Source organism: Sphingobacterium sp. B16(2022), from assembly GCF_012030425.1.
GTDB lineage: Bacteria > Bacteroidota > Bacteroidia > Sphingobacteriales > Sphingobacteriaceae > Sphingobacterium > Sphingobacterium anhuiense.
Window position 1 is genome coordinate 341310 of the sequence record NZ_JAAUVN010000001.1, and the last position, 23750, is coordinate 365059.

Genomic DNA, 23750 nt, shown 5'->3' on the forward strand with positions numbered 1-23750 from the left:
TCACGACATATAATAAAGACCAACTTATAAACTTTATATATGTCCACTAGTAAAACTAGAATTAGAGTATTTATTATAAATATTTTTAATAAGTATTTATCCGGTAAAACCTCAGAAAATGAGGATCAACTAATTGAAAAAATATATGACCGTCTCGATATTCACGATCTCGATCATATCGATTATGAATCCATTAATAAAGATATTAAACAGCAAGTTGACGCTGCCATAACCCGGAAAATTAAAATTTCCAATCGAAAAAAGCATTATCAGATAGCGGTTGCGGCAAGCGTATTGTTTGTTCTTTCATTAGGTGCTTTATTCTTGTACCAAGGAAAGGACACCATTATGTCTTTAAGTAGAAGTAAACATACTGCTCGTGATTTCCCTCAATTAACCCTCAACAGAGAGCACCGCATTAATCTTCTCGACTCACTACCAGTAGGCAGTACACTTCACAAAAAAGGAGAGGGGCATATTTTAGATCTAACACATATGGAGCGATCACAAAAAGTCGAACTTATAGAAATCAATAATCCATCCGAAACCCCTTTTACCGTTGTTTTAAAGGATCAAACAAAAGTTAGCCTTAATAAACATTCTTCCGTTTCATTCCAGTCCAATTTTGGTATACACTCAAGGGAAGTGGTGGCGGTAGGGGAAGTTGATTTTGACGTTTCTAAGCAGCAATCTCAAGATAAGTGGGTTCCTTTTACAGTCCGAACTAAGCTACAAACCATTGAAGTCTTGGGGACACAATTTCATGTTTCGACGACTATACCAGGAGAAGAAAATGTACTGTTGAAAGAAGGTAGCATCAGGTTGGCACATAATCATTCGGACGGTACGGTTATCCTTAAACCTGGAGATAAAGCATTTCTTCAAGAAATACAACCTAAAATTATGATTTCTTCGCAAAGCAGCAAAGCTAAAATAGATTCATGGAGAAGAGGCGAATTTTATTTTGAAAATGAAAAACTGAGACAGGTTATGGACGAAATCGGTACCTGGTACGGCAAATCGATTGAAATGAGTGATGACACAGGTGCTAAAACACTTACCGGAATATTTACAAGATACAATACTATCGAAGATGTGCTGCACATGATCGCACTCACAAATAGTGTTGATTTTAAAGAAAAGAAAGGAGTCATCTATGTAACAGTCAAATAAACAGTCAACAATTAAAATCACCAATTTTTTTAATAAACTAATTTATGAATCAATTGAAACCAAAACAAACAAAACAAAATATTCGGGGTGTCAGACTCCTGATGTATCTGGTCTTATTGACCATCTGCATCACTACGACGAGTTCTAGTCTGAAAGCAACGTTGCAAAAAGAAATTTCCATTGAATTTAATAATGTAACGATTAAGCAGGCGTTGCATGATCTTCATGGAAAGATGGGTGTTAAATTTGTTTATTCACCTAATGATATTGATGAAAATAAAAAAATAAAACTATCATTTCATAATGAAAAGTTAGAAAGTATTCTGAACAAATTGTTTACCGGGATGAATGTATCTTTTGTTATGAAAGACTACACCATTATTCTAAAGAAATCAGCAACAGTTGAACAAGTTATTCAGAATAGGATTATTGAAGGGCAGGTATTGACCGAAAGTGGTAACCGTTTATCAAATGCTACCGTTACTGGAAATGTGAGTAACCGGAGTACATCTACTGATGATAACGGACGCTTTAGTTTAAGTGTTTTACCTACAGATCGTTATATTTCCGTTCGTTTGGTCGGTTATGCACCTGAACAGATTGAATTAACAGATAGAAATTCGTACAGAATTGTTTTAAAGGATAGTGTAAGTGCGCTGGATGAAGTTGTTGTTGTTGGTTTCGGTACCCAACGTAAAGCTTCAGTAGTAGGAGCCATTACCACCATACAGCCAAAGCGTTTACAAAGTGGTACAACACGTTCTTTAAGCAATAATCTTGCTGGCCAGCTGTCCGGAGTGATTGCTGTTCAACGTTCTGGAGAACCAGGATATGATAATTCTAATTTTTGGATCAGAGGCATCAGTACCTTTGGCGGGAATCGGAATCCTTTAATTTTAGTAGATGGCGTCGAACGTTCATTGGATAATATGGATCCCGAAGAAATCGAATCATTCTCAGTCCTTAAAGATGCTGCAGCTAGTGCCGTTTACGGTGTTCGGGGAGCAAATGGTGTCATCTTAGTCAATACAAAAAGAGGAAAAGTGGGTAAGCCCAATGTTTCGTTTCGATTTGAAGAGGGATTAACTTCTCCCATTCAGTTACCAAAATTTGTCGGAGCAGCAGAATACCTAGAGGTCATGAACAGTATCCGTGAAGAACGTGGTGAAACAGGGTTGTATTCACAGGAGCGAATTGATAATATCCGCAAAGGTGTGGATAAAGACTTGTATCCAGATGTCAACTGGTTGGATGAGATCTTAAAAGATAGAGCAGGAAACAGCCGGGGCAATTTAAGTGTCAACGGCGGTTCAGATATTCTGCGTTATTCCTTAGTTACTTCATTTTATAGAGAAGGTGGAATCATAGAAAGAGATAAGAAGCAGGATTGGGATTCTTCTTCCAAATTAAATCGGTACAACGTACGTTCCAATGTAGATATAAATGTCAGCCCGACTACCTTATTTCGGTTGAATATTGGCGGTTATCTTCAAGATCGCAATCGTGCACCTCAAAGTGTTGACGCTCTTTTTCAGGAGGCATTTACAATTCCCCCATACGTCCATCCAACCATTTACTCTAGCGGAGAAATACCACGTACCTCAGGACGTACCAATCCGTGGGCGCTAGCTACGCAACGCGGGTATGAAAGATTAAGTGATAGCAAAATTGAATCCTTGTTTTCCATAGAGCAAGATTTATCCTTTTTTTTAAAAGGGTTAAAAGCAAGAGGTCTTTTTTCTTTCGATCGTTATTCTAGTACTTCCGTAGTACGAAGTAAAGATCCAGATTATTACAATCCGGCCATAGGAAGAGATGAAGAGGGACGTTTGAAACTTGTTATAGATAGCTATGGGCAGGAGTTCTTAGGTTACAGCAAAGGATCAGATTGGGGAGATAAGAGTATGTATTTAGAAGGAGCAATTAACTATGCTCAAAATTTCGGAAACCATAACATCGAGGGGATGGTACTCTATAATCAGCGAAACTACGATAATGGCGATCTGTTGCCTTACCGTAATCAAGGTATTGCAGGTCGTTTTTCCTACAACTACGCTAACCGCTACATAGGTGAGTTCAATTTTGGTTATAATGGATCTGAAAATTTTGCTCCGGGTAAAAGGTTTGGTTTCTTCCCCTCTTTTGCATTGGGATGGTATCTATCAGAAGAAACTTGGATGCAACATTTGAGAAGTACGGTCAATAAACTTAAGTTCAGAGGTTCCTACGGTTTAGTCGGAAATGACAAGCTGGATGGTCGACGCTTCGCTTACATTACCACGATTAATGAGTCCACGGGTTATTCGTGGGGTATCAATAATGATTTCAGGCGATCGGGCAGAATTGAAGGTGATCAGGGAAATCTTGATTTGACGTGGGAGACGGTAAACAAGACCAATCTAGGTTTTGAACTGGGACTGTGGAATGCACTTGACTTTCAAATCGATTATTTTACAGAAAAGCGCAGCAATATTTTTATGCAACGTCGGTCTATACCCGGCTCCAGTGGATTTACAAATGCGCCGTGGGCAAACTATGGTAAAGTGAATAATCAAGGAGTAGATGCATCAGTTGAATTTAGTAAAGCATTAAATCCGGATTTATTTCTATCAGTAAGAGGTACATTCACTTACGCACATAACAAAATCATTGAGCAAGATGAGCCATCAGCAGTAATTGGCACATCCCGTTCTTCGACAGGGAAGTCAATCGGACAGTTATTTGGTTTAGTGGCAGATGGTCTTTTTGAGGAACAGGATTTTGCCGATGTCGCTAATGGACAATTAAAAAGTGATATTCCTAAACATACTTTTGGCCCTGTTCGTCCTGGAGATATTAAATACGTGGACCTAAACCATGATGGTGTGATTGATGCATTTGACAGAACTGCAATAGGAGGTACAGAAGATCCTCAGATTGTATACGGTTTTGGAGCAAATGTGCGCTATAAATCTTTTGACTTTGGCTTCTTTATGCAAGGACTTTCAAAGACGGACCGTATTATCGGAGGATCTAATTTTATTCCCGGTAGTTCCAATGGTGCTATGGGAAACATGTTTAATAACGTATCCGACCGTTGGACAGTAGCCGATCCCAGACAAGATGTTTTTTATCCTCGTTTGTCAGATTATCAAAGTTCCAATAATAATATGGCCTCAACCTGGTGGTTGCGAGATATGAGTTTTTTGAGATTGCGAAATGTTGAACTGGGTTTTAATATGCCTTCCAACTGGATAAATCCCATTCAAATAAAAAACCTACGTATTTTCTTAAGAGGGAATAATTTATTGACTATTTCAGATTTTAAGCTTTGGGATCCGGAGCTAGGCGTCAATAATGGTATGCGCTATCCAATTATGAAGTCTATGTCAATAGGTATGGAATTGAATTTTAAATAACAGCCTGATTACTATAAAAATACTGTAATGAAAAAATCTAAGATATTAATATCCATCATTTTTATAACCTTTGCCCTAACCTCGTGTACAAAATATTTGGATAAGATGCCAGATGATCAATTGACATTAGAAATGGTGTTCAATGATAAAACGCGTACTGAGGATTGGCTTGCCGGTATATATAGTAATATTCCCGATCCCTATTGGGGCTATACCCGTTCGATCGGCTGGGATCCACTATCAGACGATATGGCGCCATCTACAGGATGGGAACAGTTTGGTTGGACCTTACTTGCAAAACAAACCGGCAATTGGAATCCGACTAGTGATTGGGATCCTAATTATTGGAGCGAGCTACCTAAAAGAATCCGCTCTGCCTATATCTTTTTAGAACATGTCAAACCAAATGCTGCACAATTGGTAACCGAAGACGAAGTAAACCTGATGAAGGCGGAAGCTCGTTTTATGATTGCTTATTATTATTCGCTGTTGCTGGAAACATACGGAGCAATACCTTTTCAACTCGGTATGGCAGATCCCAATGGCAGTGAAGAAGAGTTAATGCTAGGTCAAACGCCATTTGATAATGTCGTCAAATGGATCGATCAGGAGCTTTTAGACCTGTCTGCGGTGCTGCCTGCAAGCTACACTAATACACAAAAATATGGAAGAGCTACTTCCATTATGTGCTTAGCTGTTAGAGCAAGATTACTTTTATTTGCGGCAAGCCCCTTAGTTAATGGCAATAGCGCCTACAAATCTTTTGTAAATAATAAAGGAGAGGCCATTTATAATGCAACATTCGATGCAAATAAGTGGGCCATTGCCACCCAAGCCAGTAAATTGCTTATCGATCGTGCTGAAGCTTCAGGACATAAGCTCTATTATGAATATAATGCAGATGGAAGCATAGATCCATTTATGTCGTATCTGAATATGATGTTCAGAAGACCGCAAGATGGCAATAAAGAAATACTATTCGCAAGACCTAATTCAGATTTTGGTGAATACGATCGACATGCCCAGCCTCGTGGGACAGGAGGCAATGGAGGTTTAGGAATCACCCAATCATTGGTTGATGCATTTTATATGGAAAATGGGCGTACCATCAATGATCCCCTCTCAGGGTATCGGGAGAAAGGATTTTCAACTGCCAATGAAATTCGGAATACACAATGGGCAGAATCCAAAGGAGGAGGTATTGTAACCCTACAGGGAACTTTTAACATGTACACCCATCGAGAGCCACGGTTTTATATTTCTGTGCTGTATAACGGCGCTTGGTTTAGGAGAGAAAATCGAACAACTGAATTTTATTTAGGAAGCTGGGATGGTGGACCGACACATGATGCGCCACAGAACGGGTACCTGGTACGAAAAAAAGTACACCCCGATTATGACCCTCGCAACGGTACGAATCCTTATCGGCCAGGTATTCTCTATCGTTTAGGAGAAGCGTATCTCAATTATGCAGAAGCATTAAATGAAAGTAACCCTGGTCACGCCGACATATTGAAATATTTAAATTTAATTCGGGAGCGGGGAGGTATTCCACAATATGGAACAGGGCCGTCCGCATTACCCGTTCCAAGCAGTCAAGAACAGGTACGTCAGGCTATTCGTCAAGAAAGACGTGTAGAGCTCAACAATGAGGGAATTCGTTATCGCGATATTCGTAGATGGAAAATAGGAGAGCAGACTATTAATGGTAATTTTTATGGAATGAATTTTTCTGGTACAGAAAAAGATGATAACGATGCTAATCCGAAAGCGTTTTTCAAAAGGTCAGTATATCAGAAACGTCTTTTCTCAGAAAAAAATTATTGGTTTCCAGTACCTCAGTCGGAAATTGATAAGAATAAAAATTTAGTTCAAAATCCTTTCTGGGACTAGGGCAGTCATTATTGCATTTTTATCATGCTATTAATTTTATAGCCGTCAACACAAACTAAGTGTATTGTTTCTAAAAGTATCGCACTTTTGGAAATAATACATTCAGTTTGTATTATGTTTTCACAATGATGGTACTCCTTGATATTGAATTTATCATTTAACTATTTAAGGAAGTACGAACAACCCGTCTATTTAAAAAAAACTCCAACTTAAAAGAATCAAACTACTGTTATAAATAGTATTGCGGAACTTATGTATATTAGGCTAGTATAAGCAACTATAAGCCACAAGCACAAAAATGAATATAGAAACATTTTTCTCATCTGAATTGATTCTTGAAAACGAGTCAATTTTTATGCGCCCTTTGACCATTCATGATATTGATACAATAGAATCTATTAGCTATAGTACAGCACTAGGCGAATTTGGAGCAAGAGTAAAAAACAGAAATGATCTAACAGATTATTTTAATTTCTGTCTTCATGCAAAACAGGAAAAGGAATTATACCCACTCATCATTATCAGGAAGGAAGACGGTGATCCAATCGGATTAACGATGTTTGGAAATATCAGTTTTCAGCATAAAAGATTAGAAATCGGATGGACATGGATTGGCGAAAAATATCAAGGAACAGGTATAAATGCAATTTGTAAAAGACTTCTCCTTGACTATTCCTTTGACATCTTAGATCTACGTCGAGTAGAATTTAAAATAGATATCAACAATCTCAAATCACAAAGAGCAATAGAAAAGATCGGGGCGGTTAAAGAAGGGCTTTTAAGAAATTACAATATTCAGTCTTATGGTGAAAGTAAAGGAACGTATGTTTACAGTATTCTTCAAGAAGAATGGAGAACAATGCCTAAATGATCAGTAATGGAGTTATTACGCGGTGAAGAAAAACCATTTAAATTATCCATTTCTCCAAAATCTTTTTTCAATTATGCGAACATTTTCGGCGTCTTTCAGTGTTTGAAGATAATTCGATAACTGTAGCAATTCATCATCCACAGGGTCCCCGGTGAATTCAGCTACCTGGACTGCATTACCATAGTTTAGCATTGATTTTTCAGCTGTATCATCGATTATAAGCGTCCTTTCCAACTTAAATCCTTTTTGCTTGATTTTAGATAATCTTTTTACAAAGTAGTAGTCATCAGTCACACTTTTACGTTTTTTTGTCGTTCGCGATCTTCCCCAGACAAATTCAAATGTAATATGCGCAGGTTTGATTCTTTCAACCAATTGTTTTACATAAACATCGTCTGCCGAACTCCATATCGCTAATTTGAAATCCCTTGCTAATAACGTAAGGAAGTGATCTAAATAGGGTCTTTTATAAATGAAATATGAACCCATCTTGAAGTCTTCATCTCTTTCGAGTTTATTTTGCACAGCATAAAGCAGAGTTTCGTCTAGATCCAAGACTATTAGGATTTCCATTTTACAATCATAGGGAGATTTTCGCAATATTTTACTCGAAATTTTCAGATGTCACTAAAATTGGATCATTTTAATAATCATGTCCCTCATTTGGACCAGATAAGATTGATTATTCGAAAAAAGTATTAACAGATCACTGAATCTTAAATACTTTAATTTTTAGGAATAAGGCCAGAAGATTATTACTTTTACTTGTGAAAGGAACAAAGTAATTACAGTAATTTTTTTCTGATAAACATGCGAGATCTAGATGTCATCTATTCCAAATTTATTGAAAAGTTAAAATTAGTATTGCAATATATATTGGAAAATTTTGGGGAGAAAGAAATCTTGATGCGAAAAAACCAAGGACTTATTCAAAATCGAAATTTTGGCATCAAAAATTCTCAGATTAAAGGATATGTTTTTCATGGTTATGGTTGCGATTTTAGATTTAAAAATGAAGATGTGGATATTGAATTTGAAAACGATAATATTGGATTTACAGATTGGAGTTTTTATTTATTCGTGGATGGGCATAATTCAGAGATAACAGAAGCAATGTGTAAAGCATTTTTGAAAGAGAAAGTTGAAAAACAAGAATTAAGATTTCTAAATAGAATATATGAGATTAATGAATAGCAACTTTTATGAAAATGCGTTCTACATTTAAAGTTCAAATTACTTAAATTAATTTTTATATTCCTTAAGATGGAAATAAAAGGCAATAAAGTACACCTAAACCAATGGTTATTTCAACTTTGTAATATAGACTATAAACTATAGATCTATATTTCTGAAAAAATAAATCAGGCTATTAGTTATAGAGTCTCGGTGTCTGCAGAATTTTTAGGTCTTTTTCAAGTTTTTTTAAACGATCGTCATAGTTGGACGTTATTTGATCGACCTTCTGTTTTATTGCAATCCCGTTCTGGAAAGTAATAGTAGTAAATAATTTTATATCGCCCAAAACTTCTACGTAGTGTAAATCTTCGTTTCCCACATCCTTTTTCACTTCAGCAGAAGTTGATAATGGAAGGCCAAATTTTTTTATAATATCTTCTTTTTTCATACCAACTGATTGCGCATCTGCAAATCGGCTTTGAGGTATTGCTTGTCTTATTTGATTTTGAGTTGTCAAATGAGACGAAAAACATGAAGTTAGCGTGAAAATTAAGTAACCGCAAGAAACTAAACTATAAAATTTTCGCATAATGATTGGAGTAATAATAAAACAATGGATTACTTATCTGTAACCGTAATTTATAAATATACAGATTGTTATCTTTTAAATCGTGAAGGTTTTCTTATTTCTATGTAACTTTTTATAATCTAAATTTCTTAAACTGTAAGATATAATTATCCGCTTCAGCGTTAGTAATTCGATATATACGTTCTTAGAATCAATTAATATTTACATCTATAAAACAAAGCAACTATAAATTGCTAGTCAAGGGTCTGAAGAGCTTTCAAATCTTTTGAGTATTATCCATTTCTTGGTGATTTCCTGCTTTCATGATCGAATCCTATTAAATATTTTAATACGATTTATTATCAATCAGATGCAAAACTCCTATAGCTTATAGCAGTTTTGCATCCTGTACCATTTAATTTTAATGCATAAGAAGGTGAAGCAAGACAGCTATCAGGCTAAATTTTCCAGATACAATAAGACCTCTTCCTTTTTTCTAATTGATACCGGTATCATTTCTTTATTGGTCATTTCGAGAAAACCCTCCCGATAGTATTTTTTTACATATAAGAAGTTTACTAAATAAGACTGATGGCAACGGAGAAAACCACATCTAGTCAGCATATTCTCATAGAGCTTGAGCCCTTTAGAGACCAGCACCTCTCTTTTATCTGTGAGAAAAAACGAAGTGTAACTTTTATCGCTTTTACAGTAAATGATATCATCCATCGATACGATTTCGATATACTCTTGACTTTTGAGTGCAATCCTCCGATTTAACGGGGTTTCCGGAGAGAGGTAGTGATCTTTTGCTAGAGTAACACGTTCCAGATCCACAGTCATTTGCCCACGGTGCTGTCGGCATTTATCCAGCATGGCATGCAGGGACTCTTTGTTTACAGGTTTTAAAAGATAACCAAGTGCTCCCAGGTTCAGCGCTTCAATGGCGTACTGATCGTATGCTGTTAAAAAAACGATCTGGAAATTTTCTGTTCCGATCTCATCAAACAATTGAAAGCTATTGCCATCCTTCAGTCTAATGTCAGCAAGGATCACATCTGGTTTTAAAAAAGGTATTTCCACTGCCGCCTCAGCGATCCCTTCGGTATAGCCAACCACCTTGATGTCCGGCATTTCATTCAGTATCTGCAGCAGATGGCGCAGAATAATTTTTTCGTCTTCTAAAACGTAGACCTTTATCATAGTTTCCTTATATATTTTTGATAATGGGTAAATTTATTTTAATGCTAATGCCTTGTTTGCCAAAGGCTTTTTTTTCAATGAGCTCAAAATGTGCATGCTGATTATTGAGTCTATATAATAACTGCAGACGTTCTCTCAATATATCTTGCGCCAATGATTTCTTTTTCTGACTTGATGTTTTTTGGTGTGTTAGACCGCTTCCATTATCATCGATTGTTATGATAATTTCATTTTTCTCTAATTCAACCCGGATAATAAGTTCGCCCTTATAAGCAATATTCCTAAACCCATGCTCGATCGCATTTTCTACAAAAGGTTGCAACAACATAGGTGGTATAAATACCTCTTCGGTATCCAGTTGTTCATCTATATCTATGCGGTAGCCGAAAAGGTTGGGATAGCGCATCTGTTGCAAATGGATATAATTTTCGAGCGAGATAATTTCTTCATTTAGATCTATAAAATCCATCCGGCTCTGTTCCAGTATATCCCGTAGCAATTGGGAAAACGAAGAAAGGTAACGTACAGATTCTGTGCTGTCTCCTGTTGCGATGAGACCTTGCAGGTTGGCTATGGAATTGAAAACAAAATGTGGATTGAGCTGGGTCTGCAAAAGTTTATGCTCCAGTTTTAGTCTACTGTTATCACTGTTTAGTAGTTTGTTTTTTTGCTTAAGACTTTTTTGCTGATAGACGGTATAGATGAGTGCAAGCAATCCTGCTGCCAAAGCTAGACCTGAAAACAGCATATATTTCTGTTGCCTAATGATGTCTTCATTATGCTGATTTTTACTCTTTAAGGTCAGAATATTGCGATCTTTTTTTTCTGCTTCATATTTCTCTTCTATTTCCGCAATGTTAGCCGCTTCGATCTCTTTAATCGTTTTTACTTCGAGTTGGCTAGCCATATCTAAGGTTTCATATGCTTTTCTGTAATCACCTTGTAGTACATAGGCCTCGGACAGGCCTTTGTAAAGAAGATACCTAGGTTTATCTGACATATTCTTCTTATTCAGTGCAATCGCTTTTTTGTAATAATATACTGCAGAATCTAGTTGGCCGATATTTATAAAGCTTTTGGCTAAATTGTTGTAAGCTACATCATGGATATCGTTGTTTTTTTCTAAAATGGAAACAAACGCTCTGCTCATCTTTAGACTTTCATCATAGAATCCCATACGGGCGTAGATTTGCGCTTCGTTGTCGTAGGTACGTGCCAGGGCGAGATTATCGTTAGAGGCTAATGCGAGCTGTTTTGCCAGTTTGTTGTATTTTGCCATTTTCTCATAATCATCCAGTCGGGATGCTAGCAAGAATATCATATCGTAGTAGCGTCGTTTGATAACAGGGTGCTCCTTATAGGGGTGAGCGTGATAATATTTGTCCACATATATTGCGGCCGCCTTTTCGTTTTTATTCTGATAAAATGACTTGGCGGTCAGGTCATAAAAATAGTAAGTAATCCTACTGGATGAATTTTCTGCTTTTTGAAGGAGTTCTTGTATTTTTTTCATGACAGCAGCATCCACCACGTTGCTTTCGCTAGTCTGCTGATCAAGCGAAGCCGATTTTTTTAAAAAATAGAGATCGCCAGACTGTTGCTGCACGTTCATACTATCTAGCGAAGCAGACGCATTTTGAGGATCGTTTCCCCAATATTTAAGCTTCGCCTGAAAGAAATAATGCATTGCTTTTGATACACTATCTTTCGTTTTCGAAAGGATACTGTCTTCTAAGGTTATGGCCTGTATTTTTGCCTTTAGCGGTAAAGTATCTGTGGATATGAGAAAAGCAATATAATCTTTTTCTGAAGTGTTATTTTCCTGTTCCCAGGTGCTGGAAGAACTACTACTTTCACCGCAAGAAAACAGCAACAGCGTAAGCAATAATACGGTAATATAGTTTATTTTGGTAGAAGCCATGCTAGATGAATGTAAATTATATTTAAAGGTAATGCAAAGTACCCGTACTATTGAAAAATTAGCAAAATCTGTCACCTGTCAATCTTATTTATTTAAGGATCGGATTGCACATACTTTCCAAGGTTCGTTAAAAACTCAGGTTTATGCCAAGCATAACCTGTCTTGGACGTAGCGCATAAGATTGGGTCGACTGATGGCTGTCCGAAAGCACAGATTGCGTAAATGTATCTATATTGAAGATGTTTTTTGCTGTAAGTTCCAATTGCATTTTTTTTAGGATAAAATACTGTAGAGAAAAGTCTGAGAACAGATAATACTGACTTGGGTTGTACTGCCCTTTTTCGAATCGGTACAGTTCGTTTTTCAGTGATGTACGTATTTTTTTACTCAAGCGGGCATTGATATTCGCTTCAAACTTAGACTGGACAACACTTCTTGTTGATCCATTTCGAAGTATCGAATTATGGAACTGCAGTCCAGTAAAAATATTAATAGGCCCTTCCCAGACACTTCGGTAGTCCAGACTTAGCTGGTAAACTGCGGTTTGTATCGGTAAGGGCGGAAGTCCTTTGATCTGCGTCTGGTAATTTGCCAGCTGACCATCCCCGGTAAGTCGTATATTACCTTTTATTCCAGCGACGAAATAGTTCAGCTGCGCATTAAAATAAGTCAGCGTTCTGTTTTTAAAAAGAACAAGATTGTTGCGGTTGTAGTCAGGATTCAGTTCTTGCTGTTGTCCGATGTAATCGAACTGCTGACTATATCCACCCGATAAGATTGTATACAGTTTATCCGTCATTTTACCTAAAGTATAGACTGCATTAATATGAAATGCATCTAGTACGGGATTTTCTTTTAAACCACTTGAAAAAGTCCGGTTTCCTTTATAAACAAAGTTGGGTAGTACATCAAGAGCATTTTGCGACATATTCATTTGGTAGGAAACTTCACTTCGCAGTTCCCCTTTGCTATGTGTTCTCCATAGAATAGTCGCTTTTGGAGACCATAATTTATTTATGCTGGACTGGGCCTGTGGAGCAAGTTTGTCCTGTAAGGTAGAGTGAAGCAGGCGTGCTGTGATGCTCGGTGTCAACTCCAGCCTTGGGGATTTCCAGGTATATTGTGCAGATAATGCTGTATTGCGTTCTTCAAAATTCAACCGATTAAAAAAATCTTTTGGACGATAAGTTTCCCCAGAACCATTCATCAGATAGAATGCCGAATTGAAGCCACGAAGCGTAATTTCATGCGCTATCGAAGCACTGAACGGGTTGCCTTTAGCATCGCGCTTTACTAACTCTGAGATCATTCCATAATATTCCACATTATTTTCGGTATCCTGCCATACGTTTTTTATACTATCAGCCTTTATACCTTCAGCTTCGAACAGATCGCCATAAAGGTACTGGTCTACCGCATAGTTGATGGGGGAATGCTGCCTGATCCAGCGGAATGAAGATACCAGTACGGCACGTTCCGCTAATTTCTGCGTGTAGCTCAGTAAATGGTTTGAAAGTAGACTGCGTTTTTTGATCGTTTCCAATGATCCGATACCATTGAATGTCAGTTCGCCGATATCATTAGCTTTGATATTGCCCAATGTACCTATATATGTAATGGTCGAATTTTTACCAGGATCATATTGAAGTTCCATTTTGCTGAAATAATTAATATCCGAATTGGTGTAATGAAGATCTTCTTGGTTTGTGAATTTTACATCTTCAATCGCATATTCGGATAAGCTCTGCCTCACAAAACTATTTTTCTTGCTGTTGGCAAAGCCCAGCCATTTTATCTTCAGATCTTTTCTTGGCGAAAAGATGCCATTGAAGGAGAGAAGCTTGTCGTTGTTGAAGTTTGACCGTTGCGGGTCAAACTCATTTAAGCTCGGTTTGTTCTCCAATAGGGAAGGAGTTGAGACCTGGAGACCCACCTGACCAGGTTCGTTCGGATCCTGGCTCAAGATGAGATGGTCTATACCACGTAGCGTCTCCAGACCATTATTGTTGGCCGATCCCAATAGATAATATTTTGTTTTTTTACCAAAATTCATCAGATTAGCCTGTGCATTGTAAAACTCAATAGGGATTACACTTGCTGACGCATCGATACTGCCTACCCATTGCGATTTACTTTCACTTTTGAGGGTCAGGTTGAGTGCTATCTTTTCAGAATGTTCAACTCCTTTCAGGTGCTTATTGTTTGAGTATCGCTGCAGTACCTGTACCTTTTCTATCGGATGTACGGTGAGGTTCTGCGTGAGCAGTTTGTAGCCTTTTCCAAATAAATCATCTCCTTCCACCATAACCTTTTCGATCTCTTTGTTACCCACTTTGATCGTGCCGTTTTCACTGATCTGCATACCCGGGATCTTGCGCAACAGGTCTTCAACGGTACGTTCTTCGCCCTGCAGATAGTTTTTGGCATCAAGTTCAATAGTATCGCGCCCGGCCCTAATAAATTTTTTTGGTGCTACATATACCTCCTGCAGCTGTATCCTGCTTTCTTCCAGCTCGATTGAAAGTTCCAGCGTATCTGAACTGAGATGAATGGATCTGTTGAGGGACTTGTAGGCCAGCGACTGAAAAATAAGCGTATAATTTCCATGACTTACCCCTGAAAAGAGGAATAGGCCTTTAGCATCTGTAAAGGAGTAATGCGAGCCTCCAGAACCATTCTCAGTAACGAGATTGACGCGAATACCAGCTGGGGTAGACGATGGTGCAGTTACCTTACCCCGTATCAAGGTTTGGCAGTAACTTTGTGAAAACTGTATTAAAAATAACAGCAAAAAGCTAATTCGAACCATGCTCCCATTCATACACCTGCTCTACTGTGCCTCGAGTCTTCGTTTTATTTTCGGTACTGAATTCAACCCCTTCAGGTAGTTTGGAACGCATAATGCGCATCTGCTCTGCAATCTTACGTTCATCCTGCTCTACATATTTTTTCAGTGACATCGTAGGCAAGGTTTGTACATAGTTGCGGTCTACAGGAATCTGACCTTCGAAAGGGTAGGAGACCTTTTTCAGTAACCAATAGTGCGGATGAGCACTTTCGGTATATAGCATCACAATAAGACCAGGAAGCCCTCCAAATTTGTACGGTCCGGCCGGTACAGGGATAGACGGGTCATAATAGGCTACTACTTTTGTACCCCGATAGTCTGCGGTCGCTTTTTTACACATTTTATCTCCGAATTTCTCCTCTTCCGGGTAATCGGTATTCCAGTTGATCGCTTTAAAGGTGTGATCTTCTACCAGGTAGTTTTTACTGTCCAGTGATCGGGTTTCTATCAGTCCCTTTTGTTTAGGATCTTGGATAACAATTTTACGGAATATTTTGCCTACATCCAGCACAACAGAAAGCTCACTCGACTCCATTTCATCTTCAGACTGGCCTGTGGTTGTTTCTTTTTTTAGCGAAATCGAGTCGCGGACCGCAATCTTTACAGTACCGTCATAATAGACATCCTCTTTAAAGGTTGCGACGGGCGAGGGAATATATTCGTAACTCGCCATCAGCTGTTGGGCTTTCGAAGTTAGACTTCCGCTTACCGCTAAAAGCAGTAAAATTACATTACGTATCATGGGTATTATATTTTAATTGTAGATTCGGTTATAGCGCATATGAAGAGCACTATAAATATGATCTGAGCCATAGAAAAAATAACACTATGGCTCAGATTAGAAAAGCTTTTCAATTTAGGATATCCTAGTTCATCGAAAAACCTTGATCAGTGTACATTTTTTTAATGGCTTTAAAGAACGTGTGGCACGAGCCATTGGTCGTTGTGATGTAATGATCGTAACCTACAGCATCACCGTTCACATAAATGGTTACAGACATTGTGCATCTCCATGCCTTTTCGTTCTTTACTGCAGTTTCTTTAGAAACATGTTTAGTATTCATTTCAGTTGCCATGCTCGAAGCATAAAGTCCAAATGTGGCAATCAGTGCAAATAATAGCTTTTTCATCATGTGTAATTTTTAGTGTATAATCAGTTGTTTTTGTTAATTCAGTTCGTATCCTTGTGAGGCATAGTACGATCTCATGGTTTTAAAAAAACCGCCACAAGACCCGGTACTCTGATAGGATAAAGTTGTTTCTGTATCCAAATAATTCCCGTTAGAATCATAGAATTTCAATCTGAATTCACAGAATATTCCAGCATCTTTCGCTTTTATCGGTGCCTTGCCCGATCCCGCAAATGCAGCTGAGGACATTAATCCGACAGCGCAAAGTGTCATTAAAATCTTTTTCATGTTCTTGTTTTTAAAGAGTTATTAATTGTAGTTTATACTATCAAATATAGATAGAGGGGAAGGGGAAGACTAAGGCTAAGCTATATTCGTTATAAAGTATCTGATATTCGCTGTAGCTAGACCAAAATACGTTAGCGTAGCGCAATATGACCGGGTAGTTATACGCATAAGGTTTAAATGCTTCAAGAGCCTAGAGATCGCGTAGTTATAGTTTAATCAACGAAATAGGCAAGAGCGAGATCGAAGCAATTTAACGATAGACCGAGGATAACGTGTACGTTACAAGTAAGAACTCGGTTCAAAACCATACACAGTGCAATTGTAGTTTTGAGTATTTTCTATTCTTGTTTAAAAACAGTATAAATTTTGTGTTTAATAACAATAGATTTGTGTGCATGCGTTGTAAGTGGTTTTTAGCCAGTGATCTGAGCGAGAGTTGATAGCACTTTTATCATTGGGGTTAATTTACTTTTTTTAATTTGAAGCCGTCTTAAGCTTCTCATCATTTTATCCTAAGGCATTAGAAGAGGTAACTCATTTCTCAATGGTTCTTTATAACTATTTTTCCATGTATAAGAGACATTTATTTGTGTTGTATCTTTTAATCCGTAAAAAAAATGTATAATTTAGCGTAACACAATATAAAAACTTTAATTCGGTACCCCATTCCGATTATTAAAGGCTCTAGAGCACCTTCTAGAGCCTTTTTAGAACAGATGAAAAGTAGTGGGATTCGAGATCTCGCCGATAGGCTGCTTTTACTGTCCGACCTTTTTAACAACCATTCATTTCAAATGGATATTTAATGCTGTTCTGCGTTGTTAAATTGCCAAAGCACATTAACAATTTTCCAGGATCCATTAAGTTTAACAATATGCATATAGTCGATCCATTCGTCTGCAACCAACTTTACGGAAGCCGTTTTTGCAGATACGTCCAGTAGTATAACATCCTTTTTAGGAGAATTTGGAAATTTATCAGCATTTTTATTATAGCTTGCAGCAAGTAAAACCATCGATTCTGAAGTCGTTTCAGTCTGAATGATGACTAATTTAGGATCAATAATTCCATTCGCTATATGCTTTCAATGCTTATTGATAATAAGTTTATTAGGCACTTTCTGTTAAGAATAATGATTCGTCATAAACTGTTCTAATTCTCCCTTATCATATAAAACAGGGCCGTGTCCAAAACAAATGATCTTGGGCTTTAGGCTATAGATTTTTCGAATAGATGCTAGGTTCAATTTCTTATCCTTAGTAAATAGATCGGGTGGTTGGCTTAATCCGGTAACAGTCGTTATTAAATTCATATTCACAAGCACATCACCAAGGATTAAAACCCGATCTTCCTCTCTAAAAAATGAAATATGCCCCGGTGAATGTCCCGGAGTTTCGATAACAATAAAACTACCAATCGTGTCGCCCTCCTTTAAAATACGGGATACATTATGACCTTCTCCTGCCCAATAATATTGCTGAAACCGAGCAATAAAGTGCCTTTTATTCGGATATTCATTCGTGACATTTCCTGATTCCGCATTATTTTTTTCAAATTCAGAAGTCCAGAGTGGAATCTTTAACGTGTTGCATAGCACAGCAGAACTTCCCTGATGGTCAGCATGGGCATGAGTTAAGGCATGGGTGGTTATTTTTTTATATTTAAGTGCCTGTAGTATGGTTTTGCTTGAACTTCTTATTCCTGCATCAATCAGGACATCGTCAATGATATAGCAGTTGATACTGTTTCTTGGTAGTACCGGAATTTGGAATACATTTTTAGTGATCTCTTTCATTCTTGTTTTTTTTTATACAAAAATGTCTAATCGCTTATTGTTTCTCCTTGATAAATGTTAAGAAATCTCGCTTCTGATTCTACTTAATGATTCAGGAGTTATACCTAGATACGATGCAATATGGATAAGGGGTGTCCGTTGCACTATTTTTTCAGAAGATGTTTTTAAAAATTCAAGATACTTTTCTTTGGCTGGAATAGATTGGAGTTTTAACAGCCGATCTGCTAAACATAACACATTCTGTTCTGAGAAAAATCTTCCTATTCTTTCCCATTGGGGAACAGCTTCGTAAAGCTCCTGCATATCCTTGTAGGTGATGGCCAGCGTTTGCGATTTTTCCAGGCACTGGATGTATTCATAAGACTTTGACTGGTTTATAAAACTTGAATAGGAGGAAACAAAACCATTGTCACTCGATAAGTAGCTCGTTATTTCTTTGCCATCTTTTACGTAAAAGATGCGTACCAAGCCAATCGCAATAAAATGTAGGTGCGTAGATACCTGACCTTCTTCAAGAATGTATTCTTTTTGCTTAAACTTATGTTGTGTAAATTTTGACTTAATAATCGCAATGTCAGTCTCAGAAAACCTCGCGTAAGTTGAAATTAAAGCTATTAAATTATCGATTCCCATTGATCATCGTGTTGATGTGTATTTTTTTAATCTGTGCAATTTCCGAATATAAGCATATTGTAATTATTTTATTATTAAAAGAAAACCTTTTGAAAACGAGTATCCATAAAGCCTTTTCATTTGAAGAAATAGGAAAGGCGCATTTAAAATTATAAACAAATCGTGACGTCGATAAAGTCGTTGTTAATATCTAAAACAAGACAAAGATTTGCTGCATCAATCTGTCAGGATAACATTGAGTCAAATCAGGGTAATATAGATGCAATGCCCAGGTTTATATCGGGTTAATTTTGAAATATAAACCTTTTGCACTGTTCCATTGATATGACGCAATAGCTGAGTAACTGTTTTTTCAACCTAATTTTCGGTGTTTAAGCATGCCTTGGAAAGAACTTAATAAAGTGATGATATGAAATATTTTTTAAACCTTCTTTTGTTATTGACCATTAGCGGACCGCTCTCTGCTCAAGTTGAAAAAGTAACACCCATTGTGAAAACATCGAAAGTCGTTATAGACCAGTTCATGGATTTACGTTTTGGCATGTTTATCCATTGGGGGCCAGTTGCCCTGCGTGGTACTGAAATTGGATGGAGTCGAGGAAATCAAGTTCCCTTTGAGGACTATGACCAATTGCATAAAGAATTCAATCCCGTATTATTCAATGCCGAAGAGTGGGTAAAGACTGCAAAAAATTCAGGTATGAAATATTTAACCATTACAGCCAAGCATCATGATGGCTTTTGCTTATGGCCAACCAAATTTTCAGATTTGAATATTATGGAGACACCTTTCAAGCGTGATGTTGTGGGCGAACTGGCTGCAGCCTGTAAAAAGCATGGTCTAAAATTCTGCGTATATTTCACCGTACTGGATTGGCACGATCCACATTACCCTTATGCACGTGCGGGTACAAAGGAGATCAACGCAACGACCGACATGGCAAAATTTGTTGCAACTATGAAAGATGAGTTAACGGAGATCTTGACCAATTACGACCCATATATGCTTTGGTTCGACGGTAACTGGGACAAAGAATGGACCGATGCACATGCACACGAAGTATATGCTTTGTTAAAACAGTTGAAACCCGATGTCATCATTAACAATCGTTTAAAAGGTATAAGTGATTTCGATAGGACAAGAGAAGACCATACACGCTTGTCTTCGGATGCTATCGGAGATTATGCGACACCTGAACAGAAGATAGGTGCATTAAACATGGATTATCCATGGGAATCCTGCATGACTATTGCGAACCAGTGGGCATGGAAACCCAATGATGCACTAAAATCCACTAAAGAATGTATCCAGACCTTGGCAAAAACAGCTGCAGGAAACGGGAATCTCCTTTTTAATGTCGGCCCGATGCTGGATGGTCGTATTGAAGCCAGACAGATTAATAGATTGAAAGAGATGGGCGATTGGTTAAACACCTATGGCGAGAGTATCTATGGCACTAAAGGAGGTCCATTTATTCCGAACAATACCTATGCTTCCACACGTAAAGGTAATATCTTATATGTGCATGTTTTCAATCGAAAAGAGGATGTACTGACACTTCCTGCTTTAAAGGGCGTAAAAGTCAAAAAAGCCCATATATTAAATGGAGATGCCATAACTTTTTCACAAAGTGCTACGGGAAGTATAGCGCTAAATTTACCTGCACGATTACCGAACGCTGATAATACAGTGATTGTACTTGAATTAAATAAAAATGCTGAAAGCATTCCCGTTGTTGCGCAAAGTAATTAACCTGCAATTGTTCTTAATTATCTCTTCCGGAAATACAATGATTAATTATATTAAAACATATCTCTGACATAGAATTAATGTGTTCTATTTTATTTTGATTGTTTGAATTATTTTAACTTAATAAGTTTATTCCTTATCTTCTAGCAAGACTGATTGATACCGGTCCGTATTATAAGAAAGTGATTATTAATAAAAAATAAGATGATAACAATAAAAAGAAATCAGATCGATGAGATGGAAAAATTCTATCGGATCAGCCTGATCAATAGTCTGATCGGTTTTAAACCAGTCAATCTTTTGGGCAGCTGTAACATAGATGGGGCACTTAATTTAAGTATTATCAGTTCAGCATTTCACTTAGGAGCCAACCCGCCCTTGATAGGACTCGTTATGAGACCCCAACGCGAGCATAACGATACCCTTAAAAATATCCAGGCTACAGGCCAATATACCTTGAACAATGTACTGCCAGATTGGTTTAAACAGGCTCACCAAACTAGCGCCAGTTATGCTTCAGGGATATCTGAATTTGAAAAGTGCAACTTTAAGGAGTTGTATACCGACGGGTTCCGGGCCCCTTTTGTCAAAGAATCAACTGTCAGGATAGGCTTGGAGTTACGAGAAATCATGGATGTACCGCTCAATGGAACAACGATTGTCATCGGCGAAATCGTCCAGATTTTACTGGATGATTTGATTATTGAAGAGGATGGTACTGTCGATCATGTAAAGGCGGGATCAATGGCTGTAGCCGGATTGGACCGTTATTTTCTTCCAGAATTTGTAGGTCGCTTATCCTATGCGAAACCAGGAATTAAGGTGGAAGAAATAAACAAGTAGGGAAACTAATTTTTCCATTGCATGCGCTTTTGGCATTATATGTAGTGTGCTATCCTCAATAATAATTCTGTTATCAGAAATATTTTTTTTTTTGAAATCAAAATAGTCCATATGAAAGCGTTGATTTAGATTAATGAATAATTGGTTCTGTTTCGTTTTAGGTTTGTGATTTTGTTTTATTGTTAGATTATTTAAAAACAAAATAATCTAACAAGTGTTTTAGGAAAATACACATTATATAACCAAAACGCTTAAATTCATGGAACATCATCATTCTCACCCGTATTCGTGCACGCATTGTGCCTGTAACAATCCAGTATTAAAAATCCTCAAAGAGGATATTTTTCATCAGAAAAATTACGAAGCTCTCCCTAAAGCAGAAAAGAAGGAGGAAATCCGACAGGAGCTGATGATCAGTGGCGGTATTATACGGCCCATGATCAATGGTTCTGTTGCAACAGTTGATGCCATAGGAATTGCCTCTGGTCAAGTCAAGGTCACAGGCACAGTACAAGAAGTCAAGGATTATATGAGCCAACATTATCCAGGTTTCATTCAAAAGGTTCTTGGCGATGGACAAACTTTGTTGCCCGGTTTAATAGAACCCCATGTACATATTGTTCCTACCGCACTGATGGCAAGCTGGATAGACTTAAGTCCCTTTAAAGGACAAGACCTCATTGATCAGTATGGACAGGATTATATAAAGCTAGAAGTAAACAAACCTATAAATAAACCCGCGGAAAGTGGAGATTGGTATTTAGGTTTTGGTCTTGATCCTGCATTGATGGCATTTGATGTAGATGGAAAAGCATTGGTTACGATTACCAATGAATGGTTGGACCAGGTTGACGACCAATATCCGCTGATGGTATTGAGTGCATCTATGCATACCCTATATCTAAATACGCTGGCGATGAATGCTGTCTATGCAGAAAATGAGGCAAAACTCCAACCCATATACGGAGATGCGGCAGGTTATATTTTGCAAACACAAGGACAGCTCCAGGAAGCGGAGGGAATGGGGCCAGCGCTAAAAACGATCCCCAAAAATCAATTAGCAGACATGCTAAAGCAGTCCTTCACGCATTTCGGCGAACTATTTAGTCATGCAAATGAAAGAGGAATTACCATGCTTTACGATGCTGGCATGAACAGTCATCTCAAACTTTTATTGAACGCTTATTTGCTAACACATCGTCGTAAAGTGCGTGTGGGAGCGGCATTCATTTGTGATGACAGTAATATTGGGGATCTTCAACCCTATCAGCAACCGCAAGAGTATAAAGACATCTACTACGGTCATGTTAAAGTCGTTTCTGATGGTTCAAATCAAGGGTTGACAGGCTATCAGTCCGATCCGTATATTTGTGTTAGCGATGTAGATTATGGCATTTATAATTACCCCGATGATGATTATGTAGATAATGGCACATTCCTGTCTGATAAACAGCCGCCGGTCAATGCTCCTAATGCCTATCAAAAATTAATAACAACAGTTATCGACACCAATGAATGGCCACTGATGGTACATGCCAACGGTAACCAGGCTGTTGACTACGCTATTCAGACATTTCAAGCAATTCCTGTAGATAAAATCAAAGGTAAACGTCATCGTATTGAGCACTGTTCCTTGATTACCGATGACCAGCTAGATGTGATACAGCAATTGGAAGTATCACCAAGTTTTCTAATCGGTCATGTGGGCTATTGGGGCTACGCTTTTCAGCAGGTTATTTTTGGAGATCAGAAAACACAACTGCTAGACCGCTGTAAATCTGCTTTAAACCGTGGCATGCGAATCACCTTGCACAGTGATAATCAGGTGAGTCCACTTGGGCCACTACGTATGATGGAGCAATCCATTACACGGAAAATGGAAAAAGATCCGAATCATGAAGTGCTAAACAGTAACGAATGTATCGGTGCCGAACAAGCCTTGGTAGCCATTACCTACGATGCGGCATGGCAATGCTACGCAGACAAGTGGCTAGGTTCGTTAGAAGTGGATAAATTTGCCGATTTTGTAATCTTAGCGCAAGATCCACTTTCTGTAACCGATCCGTTTATGAAACTACGGAATATACCGGTTCTCGAAACCTGGGTCGGTGGACGAGCTGTGTATCAAAACCTCGATCAGAAGCAAGCATAAAAAAACATATTCATGATTTATAGAAGATAGTACCTTTATAATGAGGTATTATCTTTTTCTTTGTAGTAGCACGCTTGAATGAAACGTAATTTCAATATGTATACATCT

The 23750-nt window shown here is 37.8% G+C and carries 19 protein-coding genes; 8 read left to right on the forward strand and 11 right to left on the reverse strand.

The window, feature by feature from the left end; genetic code table 11:
- Window positions 1-39: 39 nt before the first annotated feature.
- The 4 genes from HCX49_RS01590 to HCX49_RS01605 all read left to right on the forward strand — a co-directional run bounded on the left by HCX49_RS01590 (window position 40) and on the right by HCX49_RS01605 (window position 7335).
- Window positions 40-1173, forward strand: coding sequence for a FecR family protein (locus tag HCX49_RS01590; RefSeq protein WP_168125916.1), 1134 nt, complete (start codon window positions 40-42; stop codon window positions 1171-1173).
- Between the two features lie 44 nt (window positions 1174-1217).
- Entirely contained in the window at window positions 1218-4571 is a 3354-nt protein-coding gene (locus tag HCX49_RS01595; protein ID WP_206368139.1) for a SusC/RagA family TonB-linked outer membrane protein, read from the forward strand.
- Between the two features lie 27 nt (window positions 4572-4598).
- Window positions 4599-6464, forward strand: coding sequence for a RagB/SusD family nutrient uptake outer membrane protein (locus HCX49_RS01600; protein ID WP_168125917.1), 1866 nt, complete (start codon window positions 4599-4601; stop codon window positions 6462-6464).
- Between the two features lie 298 nt (window positions 6465-6762).
- Window positions 6763-7335 carry a GNAT family N-acetyltransferase gene (locus HCX49_RS01605; protein ID WP_168125918.1) on the forward strand — a complete coding sequence of 191 codons (573 nt, stop codon included), beginning with the start codon at window positions 6763-6765 and terminating at the stop codon, window positions 7333-7335.
- Between the two features lie 42 nt (window positions 7336-7377).
- On the opposite strand, the gene HCX49_RS01610 is transcribed toward HCX49_RS01605, so the two are convergent.
- Complete coding sequence (locus HCX49_RS01610) at window positions 7378-7908, reverse strand: HAD family hydrolase (RefSeq protein ID WP_021190196.1); 531 nt, start codon at window positions 7906-7908, stop codon at window positions 7378-7380.
- 237 nt (window positions 7909-8145) lie between these two features.
- Here HCX49_RS01610 and HCX49_RS01615 point away from each other — a divergent pair, with 237 nt between their 5' ends.
- Window positions 8146-8529, forward strand: a complete 384-nt coding sequence (locus tag HCX49_RS01615; protein ID WP_168125919.1) for a DUF6896 domain-containing protein — start codon at window positions 8146-8148, stop codon at window positions 8527-8529.
- Between the two features lie 175 nt (window positions 8530-8704).
- On the opposite strand, the gene HCX49_RS01620 is transcribed toward HCX49_RS01615, so the two are convergent.
- The 10 genes from HCX49_RS01620 to HCX49_RS01665 form a co-directional block, all read right to left on the reverse strand.
- A complete protein-coding gene (locus tag HCX49_RS01620; protein WP_168125920.1) occupies window positions 8705-9100 on the reverse strand; it encodes a hypothetical protein in 396 nt (131 codons plus the stop codon).
- Window positions 9101-9532: 432 nt separating this feature from the next.
- A complete protein-coding gene (locus HCX49_RS01625; RefSeq protein WP_206368140.1) occupies window positions 9533-10282 on the reverse strand; it encodes a LytR/AlgR family response regulator transcription factor in 750 nt (249 codons plus the stop codon).
- Window positions 10283-10289: 7 nt separating this feature from the next.
- Window positions 10290-12203 carry a histidine kinase gene (locus tag HCX49_RS01630; RefSeq protein ID WP_168125921.1) on the reverse strand — a complete coding sequence of 638 codons (1914 nt, stop codon included), beginning with the start codon at window positions 12201-12203 and terminating at the stop codon, window positions 10290-10292.
- A gap of 127 nt (window positions 12204-12330) precedes the next feature.
- Window positions 12331-14949 carry a carboxypeptidase-like regulatory domain-containing protein gene (locus tag HCX49_RS01635; RefSeq protein WP_165905928.1) on the reverse strand — a complete coding sequence of 873 codons (2619 nt, stop codon included), beginning with the start codon at window positions 14947-14949 and terminating at the stop codon, window positions 12331-12333.
- 49 nt (window positions 14950-14998) lie between these two features.
- Entirely contained in the window at window positions 14999-15793 is a 795-nt protein-coding gene (locus tag HCX49_RS01640; protein ID WP_132771156.1) for a GLPGLI family protein, read from the reverse strand.
- Between the two features lie 124 nt (window positions 15794-15917).
- Window positions 15918-16184 carry a hypothetical protein gene (locus HCX49_RS01645; protein WP_132771157.1) on the reverse strand — a complete coding sequence of 89 codons (267 nt, stop codon included), beginning with the start codon at window positions 16182-16184 and terminating at the stop codon, window positions 15918-15920.
- 33 nt (window positions 16185-16217) lie between these two features.
- Window positions 16218-16469: a hypothetical protein gene (locus HCX49_RS01650; protein ID WP_132771158.1), complete on the reverse strand. Its 252-nt coding sequence runs from the start codon at window positions 16467-16469 to the stop codon at window positions 16218-16220.
- A gap of 802 nt (window positions 16470-17271) precedes the next feature.
- A complete protein-coding gene (locus tag HCX49_RS01655) occupies window positions 17272-17484 on the reverse strand; it encodes a nuclear transport factor 2 family protein (protein WP_132771159.1) in 213 nt (70 codons plus the stop codon).
- Between the two features lie 108 nt (window positions 17485-17592).
- The gene (locus tag HCX49_RS01660) at window positions 17593-18264 is read right to left on the reverse strand and encodes an MBL fold metallo-hydrolase (RefSeq protein WP_132771160.1); all 672 of its coding nucleotides are present in this window, start codon (window positions 18262-18264) and stop codon (window positions 17593-17595) included.
- A gap of 57 nt (window positions 18265-18321) precedes the next feature.
- Window positions 18322-18897, reverse strand: a complete 576-nt coding sequence (locus tag HCX49_RS01665) for a Crp/Fnr family transcriptional regulator (protein ID WP_132771161.1) — start codon at window positions 18895-18897, stop codon at window positions 18322-18324.
- A 409-nt stretch (window positions 18898-19306) separates the two neighbouring features.
- Between HCX49_RS01665 and HCX49_RS01670 the strand changes: the two genes are divergently transcribed.
- The 3 genes from HCX49_RS01670 to HCX49_RS01680 all read left to right on the forward strand — a co-directional run bounded on the left by HCX49_RS01670 (window position 19307) and on the right by HCX49_RS01680 (window position 23642).
- The gene (locus HCX49_RS01670; protein ID WP_168125922.1) at window positions 19307-20650 is read left to right on the forward strand and encodes an alpha-L-fucosidase; all 1344 of its coding nucleotides are present in this window, start codon (window positions 19307-19309) and stop codon (window positions 20648-20650) included.
- Between the two features lie 201 nt (window positions 20651-20851).
- Window positions 20852-21490, forward strand: coding sequence for a flavin reductase family protein (locus HCX49_RS01675; RefSeq protein ID WP_168125923.1), 639 nt, complete (start codon window positions 20852-20854; stop codon window positions 21488-21490).
- A gap of 259 nt (window positions 21491-21749) precedes the next feature.
- On the forward strand, window positions 21750-23642 hold the full coding sequence (locus HCX49_RS01680) for an amidohydrolase (RefSeq protein WP_168125924.1): 1893 nt from the start codon (window positions 21750-21752) through the stop codon (window positions 23640-23642).
- Window positions 23643-23750: the final 108 nt, after the last annotated feature.

Bases quoted from the DNA above. Each gene is read 5' to 3' on its own strand.
- HCX49_RS01600 (WP_168125917.1), top strand. From the start codon at position 4,599: ATGAAAAAATCTAAGATATTAATATCCATCATTTTTATAACCTTTGCC.
- HCX49_RS01595 (WP_206368139.1), top strand. From the start codon at position 1,218: ATGAATCAATTGAAACCAAAACAAACAAAACAAAATATTCGGGGTGTC.
- HCX49_RS01660 (WP_132771160.1), bottom strand. From the start codon at position 18,264: ATGAAAGAGATCACTAAAAATGTATTCCAAATTCCGGTACTACCAAGA.
- HCX49_RS01680 (WP_168125924.1), top strand. From the start codon at position 21,750: ATGGAACATCATCATTCTCACCCGTATTCGTGCACGCATTGTGCCTGT.
- HCX49_RS01605 (WP_168125918.1), top strand. From the start codon at position 6,763: ATGAATATAGAAACATTTTTCTCATCTGAATTGATTCTTGAAAACGAG.
- HCX49_RS01675 (WP_168125923.1), top strand. From the start codon at position 20,852: ATGATAACAATAAAAAGAAATCAGATCGATGAGATGGAAAAATTCTAT.
- HCX49_RS01655 (WP_132771159.1), bottom strand. From the start codon at position 17,484: ATGGTTTTACTTGCTGCAAGCTATAATAAAAATGCTGATAAATTTCCA.
- HCX49_RS01615 (WP_168125919.1), top strand. From the start codon at position 8,146: ATGCGAGATCTAGATGTCATCTATTCCAAATTTATTGAAAAGTTAAAA.
- HCX49_RS01670 (WP_168125922.1), top strand. From the start codon at position 19,307: ATGAAATATTTTTTAAACCTTCTTTTGTTATTGACCATTAGCGGACCG.
- HCX49_RS01640 (WP_132771156.1), bottom strand. From the start codon at position 15,793: ATGATACGTAATGTAATTTTACTGCTTTTAGCGGTAAGCGGAAGTCTA.
- HCX49_RS01610 (WP_021190196.1), bottom strand. From the start codon at position 7,908: ATGGAAATCCTAATAGTCTTGGATCTAGACGAAACTCTGCTTTATGCT.
- HCX49_RS01645 (WP_132771157.1), bottom strand. From the start codon at position 16,184: ATGATGAAAAAGCTATTATTTGCACTGATTGCCACATTTGGACTTTAT.
- HCX49_RS01630 (WP_168125921.1), bottom strand. From the start codon at position 12,203: ATGGCTTCTACCAAAATAAACTATATTACCGTATTATTGCTTACGCTG.
- HCX49_RS01625 (WP_206368140.1), bottom strand. From the start codon at position 10,282: ATGATAAAGGTCTACGTTTTAGAAGACGAAAAAATTATTCTGCGCCAT.
- HCX49_RS01650 (WP_132771158.1), bottom strand. From the start codon at position 16,469: ATGAAAAAGATTTTAATGACACTTTGCGCTGTCGGATTAATGTCCTCA.
- HCX49_RS01665 (WP_132771161.1), bottom strand. From the start codon at position 18,897: ATGGGAATCGATAATTTAATAGCTTTAATTTCAACTTACGCGAGGTTT.
- HCX49_RS01590 (WP_168125916.1), top strand. From the start codon at position 40: ATGTCCACTAGTAAAACTAGAATTAGAGTATTTATTATAAATATTTTT.
- HCX49_RS01620 (WP_168125920.1), bottom strand. From the start codon at position 9,100: ATGCGAAAATTTTATAGTTTAGTTTCTTGCGGTTACTTAATTTTCACG.